This window comes from Gammaproteobacteria bacterium, from assembly GCA_024235095.1.
GTDB lineage: Bacteria > Pseudomonadota > Gammaproteobacteria > Competibacterales > Competibacteraceae > UBA2383.
The window spans coordinates 172,921-193,410 of sequence record JACKNC010000001.1; the positions used below are offsets into that span (position 1 = coordinate 172,921).

At 58.2% G+C, this 20,490-nt stretch carries 19 protein-coding genes and 1 pseudogene; 10 read left to right on the forward strand and 10 right to left on the reverse strand.

The features are described from left to right. The first annotated feature begins 44 nt into the window (after positions 1-44). From H6973_00700 to cydB, 6 genes are all read left to right on the forward strand, one after another. The gene (locus H6973_00700) at positions 45-824 is read left to right on the forward strand and encodes an enoyl-CoA hydratase/isomerase family protein (protein ID MCP5124187.1); all 780 of its coding nucleotides are present in this window, start codon (positions 45-47) and stop codon (positions 822-824) included. A 35-nt stretch (positions 825-859) separates the two neighbouring features. Further along, entirely contained in the window at positions 860-1,939 is a 1,080-nt protein-coding gene (locus tag H6973_00705) for an NAD(P)-dependent alcohol dehydrogenase (GenBank protein ID MCP5124188.1), read from the forward strand. A 493-nt stretch (positions 1,940-2,432) separates the two neighbouring features. After that, positions 2,433-4,439, forward strand: a complete 2,007-nt coding sequence (locus H6973_00710; protein MCP5124189.1) for a sigma-54-dependent Fis family transcriptional regulator — start codon at positions 2,433-2,435, stop codon at positions 4,437-4,439. 458 nt (positions 4,440-4,897) lie between these two features. After that, positions 4,898-6,217, forward strand: a complete 1,320-nt coding sequence (locus H6973_00715; GenBank protein ID MCP5124190.1) for a chloride channel protein — start codon at positions 4,898-4,900, stop codon at positions 6,215-6,217. A gap of 96 nt (positions 6,218-6,313) precedes the next feature. Continuing rightward, the gene (locus tag H6973_00720) at positions 6,314-7,714 is read left to right on the forward strand and encodes a cytochrome ubiquinol oxidase subunit I (GenBank protein ID MCP5124191.1); all 1,401 of its coding nucleotides are present in this window, start codon (positions 6,314-6,316) and stop codon (positions 7,712-7,714) included. Further along, the gene (gene cydB, locus H6973_00725) at positions 7,704-8,711 is read left to right on the forward strand and encodes a cytochrome d ubiquinol oxidase subunit II (GenBank protein MCP5124192.1); all 1,008 of its coding nucleotides are present in this window, start codon (positions 7,704-7,706) and stop codon (positions 8,709-8,711) included. The genes H6973_00720 and cydB overlap by 11 nt, the downstream gene beginning before the upstream one ends. A 41-nt stretch (positions 8,712-8,752) precedes the next feature. Here the strand turns inward: cydB and H6973_00730 are convergent. The 3 genes and pseudogenes from H6973_00730 to H6973_00740 form a co-directional block, all read right to left on the reverse strand. Then, positions 8,753-8,827, reverse strand: a pseudogene (locus H6973_00730) (IS1595 family transposase). Between the two features lie 13 nt (positions 8,828-8,840). After that, positions 8,841-9,734 carry a pirin family protein gene (locus tag H6973_00735; protein MCP5124193.1) on the reverse strand — a complete coding sequence of 298 codons (894 nt, stop codon included), beginning with the start codon at positions 9,732-9,734 and terminating at the stop codon, positions 8,841-8,843. A 25-nt stretch (positions 9,735-9,759) separates the two neighbouring features. After that, positions 9,760-10,362, reverse strand: coding sequence for an NAD(P)H-dependent oxidoreductase (locus H6973_00740; GenBank protein MCP5124194.1), 603 nt, complete (start codon positions 10,360-10,362; stop codon positions 9,760-9,762). 94 nt (positions 10,363-10,456) lie between these two features. Here H6973_00740 and H6973_00745 point away from each other — a divergent pair, with 94 nt between their 5' ends. Then, positions 10,457-11,395: a LysR family transcriptional regulator gene (locus H6973_00745; protein MCP5124195.1), complete on the forward strand. Its 939-nt coding sequence runs from the start codon at positions 10,457-10,459 to the stop codon at positions 11,393-11,395. Here the strand turns inward: H6973_00745 and H6973_00750 are convergent. Continuing rightward, complete coding sequence (locus H6973_00750) at positions 11,382-11,816, reverse strand: ribosomal protein L7/L12 (GenBank protein ID MCP5124196.1); 435 nt, start codon at positions 11,814-11,816, stop codon at positions 11,382-11,384. The genes H6973_00745 and H6973_00750 overlap by 14 nt on opposite strands. Positions 11,817-12,168: 352 nt before the next feature. On the opposite strand from H6973_00750, the gene H6973_00755 reads away from it, so the two are divergent. Then, entirely contained in the window at positions 12,169-13,236 is a 1,068-nt protein-coding gene (locus H6973_00755) for a hypothetical protein (protein ID MCP5124197.1), read from the forward strand. A gap of 75 nt (positions 13,237-13,311) precedes the next feature. Here the strand turns inward: H6973_00755 and H6973_00760 are convergent, their stop codons facing one another. The 6 genes from H6973_00760 to H6973_00785 all read right to left on the reverse strand — a co-directional run bounded on the left by H6973_00760 (position 13,312) and on the right by H6973_00785 (position 18,989). Beyond that, positions 13,312-13,905, reverse strand: a complete 594-nt coding sequence (locus H6973_00760; protein ID MCP5124198.1) for a rhomboid family intramembrane serine protease — start codon at positions 13,903-13,905, stop codon at positions 13,312-13,314. A gap of 42 nt (positions 13,906-13,947) precedes the next feature. Continuing rightward, positions 13,948-14,331: a DUF302 domain-containing protein gene (locus H6973_00765; GenBank protein ID MCP5124199.1), complete on the reverse strand. Its 384-nt coding sequence runs from the start codon at positions 14,329-14,331 to the stop codon at positions 13,948-13,950. 141 nt (positions 14,332-14,472) lie between these two features. Further along, complete coding sequence (locus tag H6973_00770; protein MCP5124200.1) at positions 14,473-16,044, reverse strand: DHA2 family efflux MFS transporter permease subunit; 1,572 nt, start codon at positions 16,042-16,044, stop codon at positions 14,473-14,475. After that, on the reverse strand, positions 16,041-17,288 hold the full coding sequence (locus H6973_00775; GenBank protein MCP5124201.1) for an efflux RND transporter periplasmic adaptor subunit: 1,248 nt from the start codon (positions 17,286-17,288) through the stop codon (positions 16,041-16,043). Before H6973_00775 ends, H6973_00770 begins: the two co-directional genes overlap by 4 nt. Positions 17,289-17,451: 163 nt before the next feature. Then, entirely contained in the window at positions 17,452-18,567 is a 1,116-nt protein-coding gene (locus H6973_00780) for a hypothetical protein (protein MCP5124202.1), read from the reverse strand. 92 nt (positions 18,568-18,659) lie between these two features. Next, complete coding sequence (locus tag H6973_00785; GenBank protein ID MCP5124203.1) at positions 18,660-18,989, reverse strand: hypothetical protein; 330 nt, start codon at positions 18,987-18,989, stop codon at positions 18,660-18,662. Positions 18,990-19,244: 255 nt separating this feature from the next. Here H6973_00785 and H6973_00790 point away from each other — a divergent pair, with 255 nt between their 5' ends. Continuing rightward, positions 19,245-19,766: a general stress protein gene (locus tag H6973_00790; GenBank protein MCP5124204.1), complete on the forward strand. Its 522-nt coding sequence runs from the start codon at positions 19,245-19,247 to the stop codon at positions 19,764-19,766. A gap of 51 nt (positions 19,767-19,817) precedes the next feature. Beyond that, the gene (locus tag H6973_00795; GenBank protein ID MCP5124205.1) at positions 19,818-20,483 is read left to right on the forward strand and encodes a YfdX family protein; all 666 of its coding nucleotides are present in this window, start codon (positions 19,818-19,820) and stop codon (positions 20,481-20,483) included. Positions 20,484-20,490: the final 7 nt, after the last annotated feature.

A 20,490-nucleotide genomic window follows, 5' to 3' on the forward strand; every position in this document is an offset into this window, starting at 1 on the left:
GCCCTTAGGTCGGGCAAACGTCTTTCAATTATCGAGGAACCATCATGACGACCGCTTACGACGACATTCTGTACGAGATCAACAACGGCGTCGCTACTATCACCATCAACCGCCCGGATAAATACAACGCTTTCCGCGCCCAAACCTGCGAGGAAATGATCGATGCCTTTCTGAAGGCAGGATGGGATAAAAAAGTGGGCGTCATCGTCTTGACCGGAGCGGGCGAAAAGGCTTTTTGCACCGGCGGCGATCAATCGGCGCACGCTGGCCATTACGACGGCCGTGGGGTAATCGGCCTGCCGTTGGAAGAACTGCAAAGCGTAATTCGCGACGTGCCCAAGCCGGTGATCGCCAAGGTGCGCGGTTACGCCATCGGCGGTGGCCACGTCCTGGCGCTGCTGTGCGATTTGACCTTGGCCGCCGAATCGGCCCGGTTTGGCCAAGTCGGTCCCAAGGTCGGTTCGGTCGATCCCGGTTTCGGCACCGCCTACATGGCGCGGGTCATCGGCGAGAAGCGGGCGCGGGAAGTCTGGTACCTCTGCCGCCAGTACACCGCCGCCGAAGCGGTGCAAATGGGCCTGGCGAATAAGGCCGTGCCCGACGCCGAACTGGATGCCGAAGTCGAGCACTGGTGCGCGGAAATCTTGGAGAAAAGCCCGACCGCGCTGGAGTTGGCCAAACGTTCCTTCAATGCCGACACCGCCCACATCGCCGGGATTTCCTCATTGGGCCTCAAGGCCGTCAGCCTGTTCTACGGCACCGAGGAATCCCAGGAAGGCGTGCAAGCGTTCCAGGAAAAACGTAAACCAAAATTCCACGACTGAGTCAAAACTATCGCCATTGGCATCAAGGAAACACCATGAACGCCATGATGAAAGCAACCGTATTCGTTGCGCCCGGCCGTATCGAGTTGACCGACAAGCCGATTCCTGAGGTCGGTCCCAACGATGCGTTGATCCGTATTACCACCACCACCATTTGCGGCACCGATGTCCATATTCTGAAAGGCGAGTATCCGGTAAAATCTGGCCTAACCATCGGCCATGAACCGGTGGGTGTGATCGAAAAACTCGGTGCCAACGTGCAAGGCTATGCCGAAGGCCAGCGAGTGATCGCCGGCGCCATTTGTCCGAGTTTCACGTCCTATGGATGCCAGGATGGAGTTCCTTCCCAGGATGGCGGCGGCCACGGCCATGGCTACAAACCGATGGGAGGATGGCGCTTTGGCAATACCCTGGATGGTGCTCAGGCCGAGTATGTGCGAGTGCCCGATGCTCAAGCCAATCTCGCGCCGGTGCCGGACGGCCTCACCGACGAGCAGGTCTTGATGTGTCCCGACATCATGTCCACGGGCTTTGCCGGCGCGGAAGCCGCCAACATTCGCATTGGCGATACCGTGGTCGTGTTTGCTCAAGGTCCCATCGGCCTGTGCGCCACCGCCGGCGCGAAGCTGCGTGGGGCGAGCACGATCATCGCCGTCGACGGTATCGACGATCGGTTGCAAATCTCACGCAATATGGGCGCGGACATCACCTTGAATTTTCGCCAAGTCGATGTCGTCAGCGAGATCATGAAGATGACCGGGGGGCGCGGCGTGGATGCGTCGATCGAGGCGTTGGGCACGCAAACGACCTTTGAAACGGCACTGCGCGTGTTGAAGCCCGGCGGTACGTTATCCAGCCTCGGCGTCTATTCGAGCGATCTGAAGATTCCGCTCGATGCCTTTCATGCCGGTCTCGGCGATAACAAGATCGTGACTTCGCTGTGTCCAGGCGGCAAGGAACGAATGCGGCGGCTATTGAACGTGGTGGCTTCCGGCCGCGCCGACTTCGGTGCGCTGGTCACCCATACCTACAAACTCGACGACATTGTGGCCGCTTACGAACTATTCGCCAATCAGCGCGACGGCGTGCTAAAAGTGGCGATCAAACCGCGCTGACCGTCCGCTTCCAGCGAGCCGCGTTACCGTCCGCGAGAAGCTCGCTGGGAATGGTGGATGGACTTTTGTCGAGAACAGGCGCGACCCAAAGCGTCCGGTTTTCGGACGATCAAACGTTTTCGTCCGTCCGAAAACCGGACGCTTCGTATTTTGTCCCACGCTGTAGCGCCTTCGATCAAACGAAACCCTTCTCTTTTCTCTTTCTTCACTTGAATCGTCCCGCGGATTCGCTTGTGCGAATCGCGCCAATATCCATGTTGAAATTTTCACATCATCGAATCAAAAATCACTAATAATTATATAGTTTATATTGTTATGGCATTATCTTTGCTATATTTAGAGACACGAAAATGCGATCCATTTCATGCACTGGGAGATGCTGGAAACGCTGAAAATTTAGACAAAGCCAACATGGCGGAATGAATGGGGAATCAATCCCCTCTTCGCGATGACAGCGATACGCCTGTTGCAACTACCGAGGAGGAGAATGGAGATGACGCATAATGCCAAGAGGCAGGTTTTTGCCGATCCTGGGAACGATGCGGCGATCATGACGGCATGGGAACGATTTCTCGCGGGCGGTGGGCAGCCCTCCGACGCCTTGCGCGGGATCGTCGAAGGTTCGTGGCAACGCTGCCGGGCACACCACGTCGATCCCGAAAAACGCAGCGGTCCGTCGCCAGTGTGCAACTCCAAGCTGGAGTCGCTCAAGGGTCAGCATCGCGAACTCTTTGAAGCCGCCGCGCCGATCATGGCCTGCGCGCGGGATTTTCTCGCGGAGACCGGCGCCATCATGGCGCTCGCCGACACCAATCCCACTATTCTCACCATGGAGGGCGATAGCCGCACCCTAGGTTTTGCCGAAGACATTCATTTGCTGCCTGGCGTGGTCTGGAGCGAGGGTATTTGTGGTACCAACGCGATTGGCACCGCGCTTGCCGTCGGCCACGCCGTGCAAATTCACTCCGCCGAACATTACTGCGCGGGCATCAAACGCTGGACCTGTTCCGCCAACGTCATTCGTCATCCCCACGATGGCGAGATTTTGGGTGTGATCGATGTATCCGGGCTTTCGGAAACCTACAACCGCCAGAGCATGGCCCTGGTCGTGACGGCGGCCAGCCGGATCGAGAGCCGACTGACCATTCGCGAGATGGAGCGGCGCTATCAGCTCTTGGAAGTTGCCTTGCCGCGCTGGTCGGGGGGCACCGATGGCGTGGTTCTATTCGACCGTCGTGGCTATCCCATCAAGGCCAACGAAAACGGGCAGGCGGCGCTCGTCGCTCTTGGCGCCGATCTCGATCTGGCCGCGCCACGGCGGATCCCGGCGCTCGCGCTCGACAGTGAGCGACAGGCCTATCCGCCCTGGTTGCGTCCAGAATGGCTGGTGCCAGCGGTCAGGCACGGCGAGCGCCTGGGAACCCTGCTGATCATACCGATGCCGGGTCTTGGCCGCGCGCGGGCCAGAGGGACCGAACTGTCGCGATTTCCAGCAAATGGGGAAGAAAACGGTCCTCCTTCGGCAATGTCGGCAAGCTTTGCCAGAATCATTACCGGTCATGGCGGCCTGTTGGAAGCCGTCCGCAAGGCGAGCCACCTGGCTCGTTCCCGCGTGCCCGTGCTGCTGCTGGGCGAGACTGGAACGGGCAAGGAGGAATTCGCGCAAGGTATCCATCAGGCCAGCCCGTTTCGAGAGGGTCCTTACGTGGCGCTCAATTGCGGCGGTCTATCGCGCGACCTGCTCGCAAGCGAGCTTTTTGGCTATATCGATGGCGCTTTCACGGGCGCGCGTCGCAACGGTCTGGTCGGCAAGATCGAAGCGGCCAACGGCGGCACGCTCTTCCTGGATGAAATCGGCGAAATGCCGCTCGATCTCCAGCCCCACCTGCTGCGCGTGCTTGAACAGGGCGAAATCTACCGTCTCGGCGAGAGCGCGCCGCGCAAGGTCAACTTTCGGCTTGTTGCCGCGACGCATCGCGATCTGCGTCAGGATGTGGCGGACGGTCGCTTTCGCATGGATTTCTATTATCGGGTGGCGGTGACGTCGATCCGGATTCCCGCCTTGCGAGATCGGAAGGGTGACGTCGACCTTCTCGCCCAGCACTTTGTCGAGCGATTCTGCGCACTGCACAAGCTAAAGCCTCGCCGCTTGGACGAGGCGCTTATCGCACGCCTGGAAGACTATGCGTGGCCAGGAAATGTGCGAGAGCTGCGCAACGTGATCGAGAGCATGTTGTTGATGAGCGACCGCCGAGTTCTTGATGTCGATAACCTACCGCCGGAGCTTACGTACGAGATGGCAACCCATGACACGCACGCCGATACGACCTTCAATATTTCCGAGAGCGAAGCGAATCTCATCCGACGCGCGATTATCGCCACACGGGGCAACCTGGCTCGCGCGGCGCGCGAACTCGACATTGCCAAGAGCACTCTCTATCAAAAAGTTAAGCAATATGGCTTGGAACGGGAAATTTATTGCGCGCGCGGATTCGACTGACCTGCTGGGAAAATTCGCGGGCCTGTTTAGAGGACATCCGGCACAGACTTTGCCGTATCGAGCCGCTCATCGTGACGGATTGCCTCTCTCATGCATGACGAATGGCACTTGGGAGGGTAAGGCGGTTCTCCTACAGTACGCGTAAACGGGTTGCGCGGATGGCAAGTTTTGCGCGAGGCGCTGCGCGACCTGCCGCCAACTCAACCGTACAAGAGAAACCATGATGAGTCTGATGAATACCTCCCGCCGGGCGCTGCTCGGCAGCCTGTCCGCCGCGGTCTTGTTGGTCGTCACGAGTCTTCCGATCCGATGATAATCAGCGGATAACCGTTCAGTCCCCCCTTTTGGCAAAGGGGAGTTAGGGGGCTTTTCGAACCATCGCCCGTGCGGAACCCCCCCGGCCCCCCCTTTTCAAAGGAGGGAGTTGAACGCTTACGTCAACGGATTTCCTGATCATTGTGATCTCTCGTACGGCTTTGCGAGGCGCCCGGCGCGTGTTGGGCGCGCTGGACGGCCCTTGGCGCAATCTTCTGGTGGCCATGGGGGTGGGCGTGTTGGGCGCGCTGGCCGTGGAGGCGTTTCGCACGGTGCTGTTCGCGCTGGAAATGGGGTTGGTCGGCGCGCACGACGGGCATCTGGTACCCGCCGCCCGTGAACTGGAACCTGAAATTCGTTTGCTGGTGCCGATGATCGGCGGGCCGGCGGTAGGGATGTTATTGTGGCTAGCCGAGGGAGCGCACTCAACCAAGCCCTCTCGCTTCAGAGGCGATTACATCGAAGCCGTCGCCATTGGCAATGGCCGGCTCGACCTGCATAGCGGCGCGCTCAAGATTCTGGCGTCGCTGGTGGTGGTCAGCACCGGCGGCGCCGTGGGCCGCGAGGGCGCTATGATTCTGCTGGCCGCCATGGCTTCATCGTGGATTGGCCGGCTGGCTGGCGAGACCTTGCAACTGCGGCTGATGGTGAGTTGCGGAGCGGCGGCTGGACTGGCGGCTGCCTATCACACGCCGTTGGCGGGAGCGGTTTTCGTCGCCGAAATCTTGCTGGGATCGCTGGCGTTAGCGCAGCTCGGGCCGGTCGTTGTGGCGGCGGTCGTCTCGCACGGTATTACCATCGCGCTCGTAGGTCCCGGTGTCCGGTTCCCCATGGCGACCGTTCCCCCATTTGCAGCGTCGCAAGCGATGATCATGTTGGCGTTCGCACCGATCAGCGGCATGGCGGGCGCTGTCTTACTGTATTGGTTGGAGTTGACGCGCCGCTTATTTGTGAAGCTCGCCTTACCCTTGCCTTTGCCGCTAGTGGTGGGGGGGCTGATCGTCGGCGTACTGTCGCTGTGGCGACCAGAAGTCTGGGGCAACGGCGATAGCGGCATCCGTCAACAGATTGACGGACTCTGGCCTTGGCAAATCGTCGCGCTCGTGCTCGCGCTTAAACTGCTGGCAGTCGCGGCGACCACGGGATCGGGAGCGCCGGGCGGCGTCTTCACGCCGACGTTGTTCGTCGGCGCGGCATTCGGCGCATTGCTCTCGGCTGCGCTGGCCGCGCTTGGCTACACGGGTGCGGCTGAACCGGTTTACGCCGTATTGGGCATGGCCACGGTGCTGGCCGGCACCACGCATGCGCCGGTGATGGCCGCGTTGATGGTCGCCGAAATGACGGGTCAATACAGTTTGCTCACTGTATTCCTACCGGCTTGCGTAGTAGCAACCTTGGTTTCTCAGCGCCTGCACCCGCAGTCGATTTACGGCCTGAGCGCGCCGACCGAGGAACCCAAATGATGACCGGCGTCACGAACGGGTGTGACCACCGGCACTGACTCATCACCTGATCGAACATACAATACGCTTATCCGAAGTCTCGACTGGAGTTCCGTCATGCACGGCGATCCGCTGATCCTATCGCGCCTGCAATTCGTTTTTGTCATCGCGTTTCATATTATTTTTCCCGCTGTCACCATCGGACTGGCAAGCTATATCGCGGTTCTCGAAGGTTTGTATTTAGCGCGGGGCGACGCCCGCTACCTGCGGGCATCCCAATTTTGGCTGCGTATCTTTGCAGTCGCCTTCGGCATGGGGGTGGTTTCGGGGATCGTGATGCCCTTCCAGTTCGGCACCAACTGGGCGCGTTTTGCCGATCATGTAGCCAATGTCGTTGGCCCGCTCCTCGCCTATGAAGGGCTGACTGCGTTTCTCCTGGAAGCCACATTCCTAGGCGTGCTGCTGTTCGGCCGGAACCGGGTGCCGCAATGGGCGCATTTCGGCGCAGCGGTTCTGGTGGCGGCAGGCACCTTGTTTTCGTCGTTCTGGATTTTGGCCTTTAATAGCTGGATGCAAACGCCCGCCGGTTTTGTGATGGAAGGCAGCCGTTTTCTACCCGCAGACTTCAGCGCCATCATTTTCAGCCCTTCGTTTCCCTACCGGTTGGCGCATACAGTAAGCGCGTTCTACAACACTACAGGTTTTGTCGTGTTGGGTGTGTCGGCGTATTACTTGGCGCGCGGACGCCATCGAAAAACGGCCCTGTTGATGGCGCGCATGACGGTATTTTTCCTGGCGGTGATGATGCCGTTGCAAATCGTTCTTGGCGATGCGCATGGACTGAACACGCTGCAACATCAACCGGCGAAGATCGCGGCCATGGAGGGCTTGTGGGAAACGCGCGCGCCCGTGCCATCGGTATTGTTCGCGATTCCCGATCAAGACGCGCAAAAGAATCTTTTTGAACTCTCGGTGCCGCATCTGGCCAGCTTGTACCTGACCCACTCCTGGGATGGCCAGGTGACGGGTCTTAAAGCCTTTGCGCGGGAAGACCAACCGCCGGTATTGCCGGTCTTCTTCGCCTTTCGGGTGATGGTGGGCATCGGCGTGCTGATGCTGCTGGTCGCCTGGTGGGGAGCATGGCTGGCCTGGCGCGGCCAATTGGAGCATTCGCCGCGCTTTTTACAGGTCGCACAATGGATGGGACCCAGTGGCTTTATCGCCGTGCTGGCCGGCTGGGTCGTTACCGAGGTGGGCCGACAGCCGTGGACCGTCTATGGATTGCTGCGCACCGCCGACAGCGTGAGTCCGACGCTCACTGGCCTGGATGTGTTTCTGTCGCTGTTGTTTTATCAGGCCGTCTACTTCACGGTGTATGCAGCGGCCGGATACTATCTGCTACGGCTGATCCGGCAGGGTCCCGACGCCGAGCTGGCGCCCGACGCCAGCGCACGACCCATGCGGCCCCTGTCGGCATCCTCTATCTCCTTGGAAAGCGAGAATTGTCATGGCCATTGACCTCGTGCCGATCTGGATCGCGATCATGGCGCTTGCGATCTTCATGTATGTCTTGCTCGATGGTTTCGATCTTGGGGTGGGCATTCTCTACCCCCTAGCCCCTTCAGAGCGGGACCGGACGCTGATGATGGCGTCGGTGGCGCCGATTTGGGACGGCAATGAAACCTGGCTGATCATCGGTGGGGCAGGGTTGCTGGCGGCGTTCCCGCGCGCGTTCTCGATCCTGATGCCTGCACTGTATTTCCCCATCCTGTTCATGTTACTGGGTTTAATTTGCCGAGGCGTCGCCTTTGAGTTCCGCCACAAAGCCACCCGCTGGCGCACAGCTTGGTCCGCGATGTTTTGCGGTGGCTCGTTCGTGGCGGCATTCGCGCAAGGCATTATTCTCGGTAACTATATCAATGGCTTTCGGGTCGTGAACGGTCAGTTCGCTGGTACGAGTTGGGATTGGATTCATCCCTTCGCCCTGTTTACAGGGTTTGGGGTGACCACTGGCTACGCGCTGCTGGGCGCGACCTGGTTGGTGTTGAAAACCGAAGGCGAGTTGCAAGCCTGGGCGCGCCGACAGGCAGAGCGGGCGCTGGCCATGACCGGACTTTTCATCATTGTCGTCAGTGTGTATTCCCCGTTCGCGCATCCCCGTATTTATGCGCGCTGGTTCACCGCGGAACACTGGCTCTGGCTCGCCCCCTTGCTATTGGCGATGGTGGCCCTGTTCTGGGCCGCGTCCGTAGCTCTGCGCCGTGGGCGCTCGCAAGCCGGGCCTTTCGTAGCGGCAATGGGCATTTTCGCACTGTGTTACGCCGAACTGGCGGTGAGCTTATTTCCGTATGTGGTTCCGCACGAGATCACCCTGCGCCAAGCTGCCGCGAGCCCGTACAGTCAAGCGTTCCTCCTCATCGGCACCCTGCTGTTATTGCCGGTGATCCTGGGCTACACGGCGTGGTCGTATTGGGTCTTCCGCGGCAAGGTGTCCTCCGCTGACGGTTATGGTTAAACCGCGTGAGAGGGTCTGATCTACAAATGTTGAGGATCAGCCCCTCTGTCAACCAGCCCGTTATAGCCCCGCCAGCCGTCTGAATCGATGGCGCTTTCCGCATCCACCTTTCCCCGCGGATGAGCGCCGTCATGATCGCGACGAGACTAGCGGCGTTGTGCGCTCTCCGGTGAGTTCGCCGTTTTGGTAGTCGACGAGGGCTTGCTCGATCTCCTCGCGCGTGTTCATCACGAAAGGACCGTACTGCACCACCGGTTCGCGCAGCGGTCGCGCAGCCAGCAGGATGAAGCGCGCGCCCAGCTCGCCAGCCGCGACGTCAATGCGCTCGCCGGTCGACAACAGGCCGGCCTCGTGCGCCGCGAGCCGCCGCGGGCCACCCGCTGCGCCGATCTCCAACTCGCCCTCGTAGACATACACGAAGGCGTTGTCAGCGGTTTCGATAGCCTGCGTGAAACGCGCACCGGGGCGTAGCTCCACATCGGCGAACAGCGGCGCTGTGCTCAGGCCCTGGATCGGGCCTTCTGCGCTCGCTGTTTGCGAATCGATCCGGCCAGCGATGACGCGCGCCCACCCGCCACCCTCGAGCGCTATGGAAGCGATCTCTTCCGGACGAATGTCACGGTAGGCCGCCAGCTTCATTTTCTCGCGGGCCGGCAGGTTGATCCAGAGTTGGAAACCGCGCAGGCGACCGCTGTCCTGTAGCGGCATTTCCGAATGAATGATGCCGCGCCCGGCGGTCATCCACTGTGCGCCGCCGCTGACCAGCTCGCCGCGATGGCCGAGATGATCTTCGTGTTGCATCCGGCCTTCGAGCATGTAGGTCACCGTCTCGAAGCCGCGATGCGGATGGGCGGGAAAGCCGGCGATGTAGTCGTCCGGATTGTCCGTGGAAAATTCATCCAGCATCAGAAACGGGTCCAGGCGCGCGCCGGGACTTTGGCCGAGGCTGCGGCGCAGCTTCACACCAGCGCCGTCCGAAGTCGGGTGGGCGCGAATGATCTGTTGCAGGGTACGGGTGCTCATCGTCTTCTCCAATAGTTCGTTATACTCAGGCGACCAGCATTTCGGTATCGCTGCGCGCTTGGGCCAAAGCAGCCATCTTGCTGTCCTCACCCAAGGCCAGCCCCTCGGCATAGACAAAGCGCACGTCGTCGATACCGATAAAGCGCAGGAAATTCCGCACGTAGTCGGTCTGGGTGTCCAGCGGCGTCCCGGCGTAGCGGCCACCGCGTGCGGCATAGACCACCACGGTCTTGTCGCCCAACAGACCGACTGGACCCTTCTCGGTGTACTTGAAGGTAACGCCGACGCGCGCTACATGATCGAAGTAGGCTTTGAGCGTCGAAGGAATGCCGAAATTGTACATCGGCAGGCCCAGCACCACGATGTCGGCCGCACGCAACTCCTCAATCAAAGCGTCGGAGTAGGCGACTACAACATTCTGCGCTTCGGTGCGCGACTCAGGCGCAGTGAGGAAGGACTGAAAGCGCGCGCCGTCCAGATGGGGCGCCGGATCGGCGGCTAGATCGCGTGTGATGACGCGGCCGTCCGGGTTCTTGTCGCGCCACCGGGCGACAAATTGATCGGCTAGTTGGGTGGACTGGCCTTGGCCAGAAAAAAGACTGGTGTTCAGTTGCAGCAGTGTTTTCATGATTGCCTCCGTGTGGGGTACCGCTGCATTAAACGATTTACTCATCGAATAAAAAAGAACAATAATTCGCTCATATCTATCGAATCATTCGATCATGACCCGAAACACCCCTTCAATCAGCCTCGAACAATGGCGCGCCTTAGTGGGCGTGGTCGAGGCTGGCGGCTACGCCCAAGCGGCTGAAGCCCTGCACAAGAGCCAGTCGGCGCTGACCTACGCTATCCAGAAGATCGAAACCCAGTTGGACGTGCGCGCCTTCGAAATCCAGGGTCGCAAGGCGGTGCTGACCACGACCGGGCAGATGCTCTACCGGCGCGCCCTGGCCCTGCTGGCGGAGGCCGCCGAACTGGAGCAGGCGGCCTACAAAGCCTCGGCCGGCTGGGAGGCGGAAATCGGGTTAGCGGTGGAAATGCTGTTTCCCACCGCCATCGTGCTCGCCAGTCTGGCGGAATTTGGGCGGGAAAGTCCGCACACGCGCATCGAACTGATCGAATCGGTGATCGGCGGCACGCCGGAGGCGTTGCTCGAAGGCCGTGCAAACCTCGCGGTCACTGCGCGCATTCCGCCAGGCTTCGCCGGCGATTCGCTGATCCGCATGCCCCTGCTGGCGGTGGCGCATCCCGACCACGCCCTGCATCGAATGGAGCGCCCGCTCCGCTTTCGCGATTTGCGCAGCCACCGTCATCTGATCGTGCGCGACAGCAGCCGTCAACGCGACCGGCGCACCCTGTCGTTAGACGTTGAACAGCGCTGGACGGTGAGCCAGATGGCCACCTCGATCGCCGCGGTCTGCGCCGGCTACGGCTTCTCCTGGTTTCCGCGCGAGGCCATCGCCGCCGAATTGTCCGATGGCCGGCTGAAGGCCCTGCCGCTCAAGGAGGGCGGCGAGCGGTACGTGGAACTCTATCTGGTCCTCACCGATCCGGACTTTGCCGGTCCAGGTGTGCGCCGCTTAGCGGCGATCTTGCGCGAAACCGTGCAGCGCGAATGCGCCCGCACGCGCGGCGAACAGACGGGACTCAACCGAGCTTGAACCAATAGACGGCTGCCAAAGCGATAACCAACAGCAGCATCAGCCATCGCCAACCACCGCCGCTATCCCCGCGGCGTACCAGCGCAACCATGCTGGTAGCATTCTGGGCGTTGGAGCCGTGCTGTTCGACATATTCCTTGGCTTCCTTCAGTCCGATGCCCAGCGCTTCGCGCACGATGCGGATGGCTTCGATCTTGTTGCCGCGCGCCAAGGCATCGGCAGCCGCGCTGGGCAGCCCTTCTTGGTGTTGTCTGCTGTACGGTCTTTGACTCCCCGGTGAGCCGTCGCCCGATGAAGCTTCGACGATCTCCTTAGCTTGCTTCAAATCGACGCCGAGTTGCTCACGCACGATCTTGATCGCCTCGATCTTGTGGCCACGTTGCAAGGCGGCCCGCGCCATCGGTGGCAGTTCAGCATTCATCGTATCTCGTCTCCCGTGCTTGGATCGTCACCTGCCAAGATTTCATCTGCTAGGCGGAAATCCATTCCCACGTATCCGCAGCAGCAATGCGATCACCGCTTCTTTAACATGTGTGGGCTGCGTACTCAAGGTAACTTTACACTGGAACTTAAACGGGCATTTGTGGAGTTGCGCATCGCGCCCGATGATTGGATTGAACACTGTGGGAATGGATATAAAAAGTGACCAGTACCCAAAGTCATCGTGACTCCAGCCACTTCCATCCAGCCGACAGGATTTTTACAGTGCCGTCATGGTGATGAACGGTCGCCGATCCCTGAAATCTCTTGGAATTCCCGTGAGGATCAGTCTTATGAAAACCTCGATGACGTTCGTTTGTTCGGCTGTCGTGCTTACCTTGCTACAAGCACCTTTGACAGCCTCTGCGCAAGCTGCATCAACACCCTCCACTGCGGACAGTCAACCCTCACTCACCGTTGACCAGAAGCCCGTCGACTGGATTGAATTCGACGATGCCACGGTTACGCCTGTGCTGGATGATTTCAGCATCCATCTGGCGGCGGCTCGCACCGCGCTGGCTCAAAAAGACCATGCCCAAGCGGCTAAAGCGCTACGGGCCGCGTCGCAGGAGTTAGCCGCGCAAGCCGCCCGCGTCGACGAACTCGATCGCCAGCGTGCGGCAGCGGACTTGGAGCGAGCTTACGAGACTAAGGTTCGTTTGATGGCGCTCACCAAGAAACTGGATACCGCCGCCGATCAGGTCGAGGCAGGTAAATTGTCGACAACCACTGCGCTTGACCAGACCTTGGATCAGGCCGCGCGCGCCGATCTTGAGCGACGCTGGCTGGTCACGGACGTAACGACTTGGTATTCCGTCACGGATAAACCTCAGCAGCATTTTCTCGCCGCCATGGACGCTTTCGTGCAGAAAAATTATCAAAAGGCGGCTGACGAGGTCCGTAAAGCCGAAGCCTATGTGCGACTCAATGCGGCGCGAGCCAGTGGTCAAGCCAAAGCTGGACTTAACGCCGCCAACGTCGAGCTGGAGAAAACCGCGCAAGCGCTTGATCAAGGAACCCTACAAAGCGAGCAAGATTTAGCAAAGGTATTTGCACAAACCAACCATGCGCTGGCGTTAGCCCACCGCACGCAAGCCGCTGAATCATGGGCGCAAAAAGCTTACGAAAAAGCAGGCTACGAATTGAAAGCGGCAGCGCATGGCTTGGAAAGCGCGGCGACGTGGGTGGGCACTGAAGCGAAATCCGCTGCCTCGACAACGGTCAAGGCTGTGCATACCCTCGGCGATAAACTCGTGAGCGGCGGCGTTTGGGCCAAGGAAGAAGTCGCCGAGAGCTTTGAATCACTGAGTCAGGAACTCGCCAAGCTTGGCCTGACGACGACGAGCGCGAAAGCGAAATAATCCTTCGCAGACGGCTTGCCCTACCACACTGAGTTGATGAAGCACAGAATCTAGGGCAGCCGCCTTTGCAGTCGTTTATAAGTGGCGCTTTTTGCCAAAAGGAAATTGACCGCGCCAGTGGCGGAGAGTCATCCAGCCACCCGCCAGTCCGCCCAGATGAGCGAAGTGGGCAACGCCGTTCGCGCTGGCGGTCACTCCCAGCGTCAGCTCAAGCAAGCCGTACAACGTAGCGAATAACCAAGCTGGCAATGAAATCGGCGGTAGCAACAGCAGCATTTTCCGGTTCGGAAACACCATCGCGAAGCCGATCAACAAGCCAAATAGGCCGCCAGAAGCACCGACCATTGGTGCGTCTCTACCGAGCACGGTCATTACGATCAACTGGACTGCCGCCGCCGTCAAGACGCAGATGAAATAGAAGGTGGCAAACCGGCGCCAACCCCAGGCTCGCTCCAATTCGGAGCCGAACATCCACAGCCCAAACAGATTGAAAAGCAAATGCGCCAGGTTAGCGTGCAAAAAAGCGTAGCTAACCAATTGCCAAGGCATGAAAAAGCCAGAATTCGTCGGCCACAGTGCAAACCAGTCTATCGCTCTGAACCCCGTCAACTGCGTTAGAAAAAATACTGCGACGTTGGCGATGATGAGCGTTTGGGTGAAGGGCGGCATTGATCACTTGCTCCAGGGAATACAGGGCGCAGCATAGGGGAATCACGCGGCATCGGCCAAAATTTGTTGCAGAGTGTGTTCTACAGCGGCGGCGGCCTCCTCGATATCGGGCGTGATCTCGAAACCGGAGAGGATCGTGGTGGGGGCTATCGTGCCCAGGCAGGTTTGGCCAGCGCTTTCGAACACCGTGATGCGACAAGGCAGCGCTAGGCTGACCGTAGGATTGCGGGTTAGCATGCGTGCGGCTAATGAAGCATTACAGATCTCGAACACGGCGCAGCGCCCGACGATGGGATGGCCTTTGGAGGCCAGCGTCTCGCTGAGAGGAAAGCAGTGCAGCACGCTGAAACCATGACGTGCGACGCTCTGCTCCAAGTCGACTGTGGTCTGATCGAAGGATTTCGTGGAATTGACGATGATATTCATAAAAAATCTCCATTTACTTTAAGAAGAAAAACACCATTGTCTGGGTTGTCTAGCGTCTTCGCCAGTGCCGATCGTCACCGGACTGTTTATTTGAAAAACGGATGACGGAGCATGATCCAACGAGGCCATCGTCGTGCGCGTTCAATGCGCCGCGTCGCCCGCCGAAAATGGGGGCCGCGCCCACCAGACCAGCCCGATCAGCGTCAGCGCGAGCACAGCGCTGGTGAGCAATACCGCATTCGTCGCCAGTAGCGACGCCTGCGGCGCAATCACATTATGTTGCAGGTAGGCCAGCGCTGCCGTCAGAGAAAACCCAATTTCGCTCAACTGGTTGAGATACGCAGTAGCCGCTGGGTTATGGTTAGCCACATGCTCGGCCAGTTGCACGGTGTACTGCTCGGTGCGGTGTGACCACAGGGAAACCATGATCGAGGTGCCAAAGCTCGAACCGAGGTTGCGCATGAAGTTGCCCAGTCCAGCGGCGCTGGCAGTCTGCTCGGCAGTCAGGCCCGATAGATAAATGACGGTCAGCGGCAGAAACAAACATGAGATCCCCGCCCCTAACAACAAGCGGGTGGTCGCCAGCGTCCAGAAGTCCACGTTCGGCGGAAAACGCGACGACAGATAGGCAAACAGCGCAAACATCACCAACCCGAAGGTGGCGGCTGCGCGAGCGTCGAGCCGATGAATGTTAGCGCCAAGCAGTGGCCCCATCACGATCGCCAACATTCCGCCGAACGCCATGGTGCGGCCCGCCCATTCAGCCGTATAACCCAGTTGGGTTTGCAGCCACAATGGCACCACCACGTTGGTGCCGAAGAAAGCCACTGAAGTGATCGCCATGCAGGTGACGCCCACCGCGTAGTTGCGGCGAGCGAACAGGTGCAGTTCGACCACGGGATAACGCGAGGTCAGCGTCCAGGCGACAAAGACCGCCAGCGCGATCCCCGCGGTTACCGCGAGCGCAACGATGAACGGCGAGCTGAACCAATCCAGCTCGTTGCCTTTGTCGAGTAGAATTTGCAAGCAACCCACCCCAAGCGCTAACAACGCGATGCCGACTAAATCGACCGGCGGTCGGCGGCGGGCGCTTTCAAAACGGCCCAGTAACCCCCACACCAACAATAAACACAGCGCGCCCACCGGCAGGTTGACCAAAAAGATCCAGTGCCAGGACAAATGATCAGTGATCCAACCGCCTGCCACGGGGCCGACAATGGGAGCGGCCACCGTGGTCATCACAAAGATGCCCATCGCTAGCCCGCGCTTGGCCGGAGGATAGATGGACAGCAGCATGGCCTGCGCCAGCGGGATCATCGCCGCGCCGACCGCCCCTTGGATCACCCGGCCCGCCAGCAGCACGGCGAAGTTCGGACTCAGGCCGCAGGCCAGTGAGGCGGTGGTGAAAGCCAGGGTGGCGGTCATAAACATGCGGCGCTGACCCAGCCGCGCTGCGAACCAACCCGTCAACGGCAGCATGATCGCCTCCGAGACCGCGTAAGAGGTCACGATCCAAGTGCCCTGGGTGGCGCTGACCCCCATGGCGCCGGCGATGGTTGGCACGGAAACATTGGCGATCGTTAGGTCCAGAATGTTCATGAAGGCGGCCAGCGCCAACGCCATCGTTGCCGCGAGCCGCCGACCGCCTTGCAGCGGTTCGAACGGTTGTGTGCCAGGAGGACGACCGGACGGTATGGCTGCAACGCGGCTCATCGCCCGACGTTGGCCGCGATGACCGCGGCCACCCGAGCATCGGCTTCGCGCGCCGCGCCGTCGTAGATAGTAGTGTGCGCCGGTTGCGCCGCTTGCGGCAGCAAGCCCAAACGCGGGCCGCTTTGATCGTGCAAATCAACGGTGACATTCATCGACAAACCGACTTGGAGGGGATGGGTGGCCAGCCGTTCCGGTTCCAACCAAATACGCACCGGTACGCGCTGCACCACCTTGATCCAATTACCGGTAGCGTTTTGCGCTGGCAGGAGGGATAGCACCGAACCCGTGGCCGGCGAGACGCCCGCGACCTTGCCGCGATAGATCACTCCTGAACCGAAGGCGTCAGCCGTCAGCGCGACTGGTTGCCCGACCCGCAGCGCCGCCAGTTCGGTCTCCTTAAAATTGGCATCGACCCACACCTGACTTAGCGGCGCGATGGACATAATGGGCGTGCCGGGCGCCACACGCTCGCCCAGTTGCACGTCACGTGGGCCAGCCACGCCATCCATTGGCGCGAGAACGCGCGTGCGGGCCAGCGCCAGCGCCGCCTGACGAACGCTGGCCGCCGCCAGCGCCACGTCGGGCTGGGTGGGAATAGGACCGCCGTTGACCTGCGCTTGCGCTGCTCGGGCTTGTTCCCGCGCCTGACCCGCACTGGCCAGCGCAGCGGCCAGCGTACTGGCAGCCGCGTCGCGGTTCGCTTGTGCGGTCTGCGCGATAGCGCGAAAGCTGATCAACGTTTCTTTCGATACAAAACCCTGATCGGCGAGATCGGTTTGACGCGCTAGATCGGATTGCGCCTTAGCCAACGCAGTTTCCGCCGCTTGCAGTTGGGCGCGCGCTGCTTCAGTATCGGACTGGCGCTGCGTCACGCCGGCTTGCGCCGCGAGGGCGCTGCTGGCCAACCCACGCGCGCCGCGCACGGCTTTAGCAAGATCAGCTTCGGCCTGGGCCAACGCGATTCGGGCATCGCTGTCATCCAGTTCGACCAATACATCGCCTTGTTGTACCTGCTGGCCGGTTTGTACATAGATCGCTTTGACCATCCCGGAAGTCAACGCACTGATTTGGGCCATGTCGGCCCCGGTATAGGCGTCGTCCGTCGTAGCCCGCCAGCGAGCGATGAGCCACCACCAAGCGATGAACGCAACGGCTGCGAGCACAACCACGAGCGCAATGAAGGTCAAGGCGCGCGCGCGGCGGCGGGCCAGCGCGGCGGCGGAAGTATCGGTGGGTTCAGACAGAGATGAAGGCTCCGATAGCGATGTGACAGTTTTCGAATCGTTCATACGATATCCGCAAGAAAGTCAGATTGTGAATGATATCCGATACCGATGTGGAGCCTACCATGACAATTCACACTTTAAAGGACACATTATTTCCTCCTGTAAATTTTCCTGTGATGCTCTATGCGTTTGAAACTAACCGCAAGTTTGACGGATCATTCGCGGCTTCTTGAGGAAACCAGACAGAATCCCATTCATTATTGAGTTCGATCACCTTTAAAATGCCTAAACTTCGACTTCCTGCAGGACGCCAACTCATCCCTTTTTTCTTCTGACGACGTCCGATAACTTGATCACAGCCTTTCTCGATAGAACCACTTCCGATGGGTTTGCCTGCAATCTGACGACTTCGATAATCGATAATTTCATGCTGATGTTTTTCAAGATAATTGATCAGTTCAAGATGCTTTTCTGCATTTTTGGGTTGCACCTGCTCGACTAAGTAATTCAAAACCGTGACAACATCACCACGCCAGAGGTGATAGAACATAAACTTTAGATGCTGATTCTTCTCATCCTTATTCAAGGCAATCATACTCATTAAATCACGAATTTTTTTACCAAGATGGTACCAATCCAGGATAATCAGCACGGTGATACCAAATACCGCCCAAAGATGCTCACGAATGATTTTTGCGCCATCTGTAATCGCGATAATCGGCAATGGCTTTTCTTCTTTCCCATAATCTTCAATCACCCGGCTTTTCAGAATATCAGCAACCGGAATGATCGCTTTCCCCTGTCGATCAATCGGTGCGGTCAGGTATTCAAGATCGCCGTCTTTATTTTCAAAGAGAATGACGTCACTCGATACGGCAGACGTCTTCTTCGGTGCGGATTTCTCTGGCACTTCTTCCTTTATAACTGATTGTTTTCTTATACGATTTTCTTTCTGACCACGGACTTGAATGGCATCTTCGAAAATCAGAATTTCCCGACTTTCTGGGTCGTAAATATCAACATCAGGGTCAATGTTGATGACAGAACCACTCGTCTTCGATAAGGTTTCTTCCACTTGCGCGACGCACGCTTGACTGAGCGCTTGCGCCTTTTCAACCACCACATGGTGGATTTTTTGGTCACTGAGTTGTCGGAACCCGGTGACCCTCTCTATTAAATCGGATACATCGATATAGCTTAAGCGATTGCTATAATAAGCGGAGAATTCTTTTAACCGATCACTCACATAATCTTCCTGAAATTGATCCGTCAAATCAAAGTAGGTTCGATGAGGCAAACTAGGGTATTCTCGATCAATAAATCGCTGAAGTCTAAATTCAAAAGGTCCATGAAGCGTCTTAATCTTGATGGGTGTTGTCCCATTGCAAATCAAGTCTTTTTTTTATCCTGAATAAAGATGTTTTGAGCCGCTTCTAACAAATCAGCCTGAAGATCCGGTAGTGCATTTTTCTTAAATTCTTCAACTGCACCTTCAATACAATGCAAGCTTTGATTTCTCCAATCCAAAGAATATGTTCGTGTGGATCGATGATCAATAATACGACCTTCATCATCACGAAGAATCAATTCAACGGTCGGCATGGCGCTTCTCCAGATCAAAGAGGAGGCGTGGTTTTTTACAGAATTTCTGGACGCATCCTCAGCCGCCGCCCGATCGGCAGCCTTCCATGGATTTCGCCCTTTTTCAAAATCAATCAATGCCCTAATAGGCCGGCTCCAAAAGAGTTCTTGAAAAAGCAAAAAGTTAGATATCAGTATACCCTATGGTTTGTCTATCACAGGAAAATTTACAGGACCCATTATTTTGAATGACTTTCGTCATTCCACTAGAACCCGAAACGATGTGACCACAGGATGACTCTTGCCACTGTTGACGATAGCGATGCCCGCCTAAAGTACATCTAACGGCGGTCGTTCGTAACTGCCGAACACAACGATTGAAGGAGTGCTCCCATGAGCAAGATCGACACTGCGGTAGCCGTCTACGACGCGCGCGAACAGGCTGAGGAAGCGGTTCGAGAACTGGCTAAATCCGGGTTCGACATGAAGACGATTTCCATCATCGGTAGGGATTACCACACGGAGGAAAACGTCGTTGGGTATTTCAACGCGGGTGATCGTGCGAAGTTCTTCGGCAAATTCGGCGCATTCTGGGGCGGACTAGCCGGATTACTGTTTGGTTCGGCCATGTTGTTTATACCTGTCGTCGGACATGTCGTCATCCTTGGGCCTTTGGCCGCCACCTTGGTCGGCGGTCTGGAAGGCGCCGCCCTCGGCGGCGGCGCGGGCGCGCTAATCGGCGCTTTGTCAGCGCTGGGCATCCCTAAGGATTCGGTGCTGCGCTACGAAACCGCCGTCAAAGCGAACAAGTTTCTGGTCGTCGTCCATGGCGGAGGCGATGCCGTCCAACGCGCTCGCGACGTGCTCGCGACCGCTGGTAGCTCCGATGTCCAAATGCATCCCGGAACCACCTGATTGTGAATTTCTGTGATCCTTAACTCATTAATTTTCAAAAGGAGGCTTTAAATGAACATTCGTAAGACCCTGCTTGCCTTAACCAGCATTACCGTTGTCTCTCTATCGCTCGTCGCCGTGGCGGTGGAGAAGAATGCCAACGAACGTACATTCATACGGCTATCGGAAGATGGCGCTAAAGCGGCCCGCACGATTTCGCTGGCGCGCGTCGCCATTTTCGATGGGCAAACCCAGGAAGCGAAAGACTTGCTGGATCAAGCAAAGACCGCACTGGACGCCGCCGCCAAAGACGTTGACAAATTGGCGATCAAAACATCGAAACACAACGACTTGGGACCGATGGTGCCCATCGATGCTCGATTGTCGGTCATCGATGCCTATACCCTTACGCCTGAAAAGAAGGCTGAAATCGGTAAGGTGAACGAACATCTAAAGAAGGGCGAAACGAAGAAAGCACTGGAAGTGCTCCGCCCAATCGATGTGCAATTGACGCTGACATCGATGTTCATGCCGCTGAAGCCAACCACTAAAGCGGTGGAGCAGGCCAAAACGCTGCTCGCTGACCATCAATACTATGAAGCCAATCTGGCGCTGAAGAAGGCGGAAGACAGCTGGGTTATCGATTCACAAGGTTTTGTCGATTATCTGGAAAAATTGCCGGAGTCGGGCAAACAGCCAGCTGACGCCGCCTCGTCGAACCAGCCAGAAAAAAAATAATTCATTA

What these genes read in the sequence shown, in the direction of transcription:
- cydB (MCP5124192.1), top strand. Translation starts at nt 7,704, where the DNA reads ATGGCCATTGACCTCGTGCCGATCTGGATCGCGATCATGGCGCTTGCG.
- H6973_00710 (MCP5124189.1), top strand. Translation starts at nt 2,433, where the DNA reads ATGACGCATAATGCCAAGAGGCAGGTTTTTGCCGATCCTGGGAACGAT.
- H6973_00700 (MCP5124187.1), top strand. Translation starts at nt 45, where the DNA reads ATGACGACCGCTTACGACGACATTCTGTACGAGATCAACAACGGCGTC.
- H6973_00760 (MCP5124198.1), bottom strand. Translation starts at nt 13,905, where the DNA reads ATGCCGCCCTTCACCCAAACGCTCATCATCGCCAACGTCGCAGTATTT.
- H6973_00745 (MCP5124195.1), top strand. Translation starts at nt 10,457, where the DNA reads ATGACCCGAAACACCCCTTCAATCAGCCTCGAACAATGGCGCGCCTTA.
- H6973_00720 (MCP5124191.1), top strand. Translation starts at nt 6,314, where the DNA reads ATGCACGGCGATCCGCTGATCCTATCGCGCCTGCAATTCGTTTTTGTC.
- H6973_00795 (MCP5124205.1), top strand. Translation starts at nt 19,818, where the DNA reads ATGAACATTCGTAAGACCCTGCTTGCCTTAACCAGCATTACCGTTGTC.
- H6973_00770 (MCP5124200.1), bottom strand. Translation starts at nt 16,044, where the DNA reads ATGAGCCGCGTTGCAGCCATACCGTCCGGTCGTCCTCCTGGCACACAA.
- H6973_00705 (MCP5124188.1), top strand. Translation starts at nt 860, where the DNA reads ATGAACGCCATGATGAAAGCAACCGTATTCGTTGCGCCCGGCCGTATC.
- H6973_00750 (MCP5124196.1), bottom strand. Translation starts at nt 11,816, where the DNA reads ATGAATGCTGAACTGCCACCGATGGCGCGGGCCGCCTTGCAACGTGGC.
- H6973_00735 (MCP5124193.1), bottom strand. Translation starts at nt 9,734, where the DNA reads ATGAGCACCCGTACCCTGCAACAGATCATTCGCGCCCACCCGACTTCG.
- H6973_00790 (MCP5124204.1), top strand. Translation starts at nt 19,245, where the DNA reads ATGAGCAAGATCGACACTGCGGTAGCCGTCTACGACGCGCGCGAACAG.
- H6973_00765 (MCP5124199.1), bottom strand. Translation starts at nt 14,331, where the DNA reads ATGAATATCATCGTCAATTCCACGAAATCCTTCGATCAGACCACAGTC.
- H6973_00740 (MCP5124194.1), bottom strand. Translation starts at nt 10,362, where the DNA reads ATGAAAACACTGCTGCAACTGAACACCAGTCTTTTTTCTGGCCAAGGC.
- H6973_00755 (MCP5124197.1), top strand. Translation starts at nt 12,169, where the DNA reads ATGAAAACCTCGATGACGTTCGTTTGTTCGGCTGTCGTGCTTACCTTG.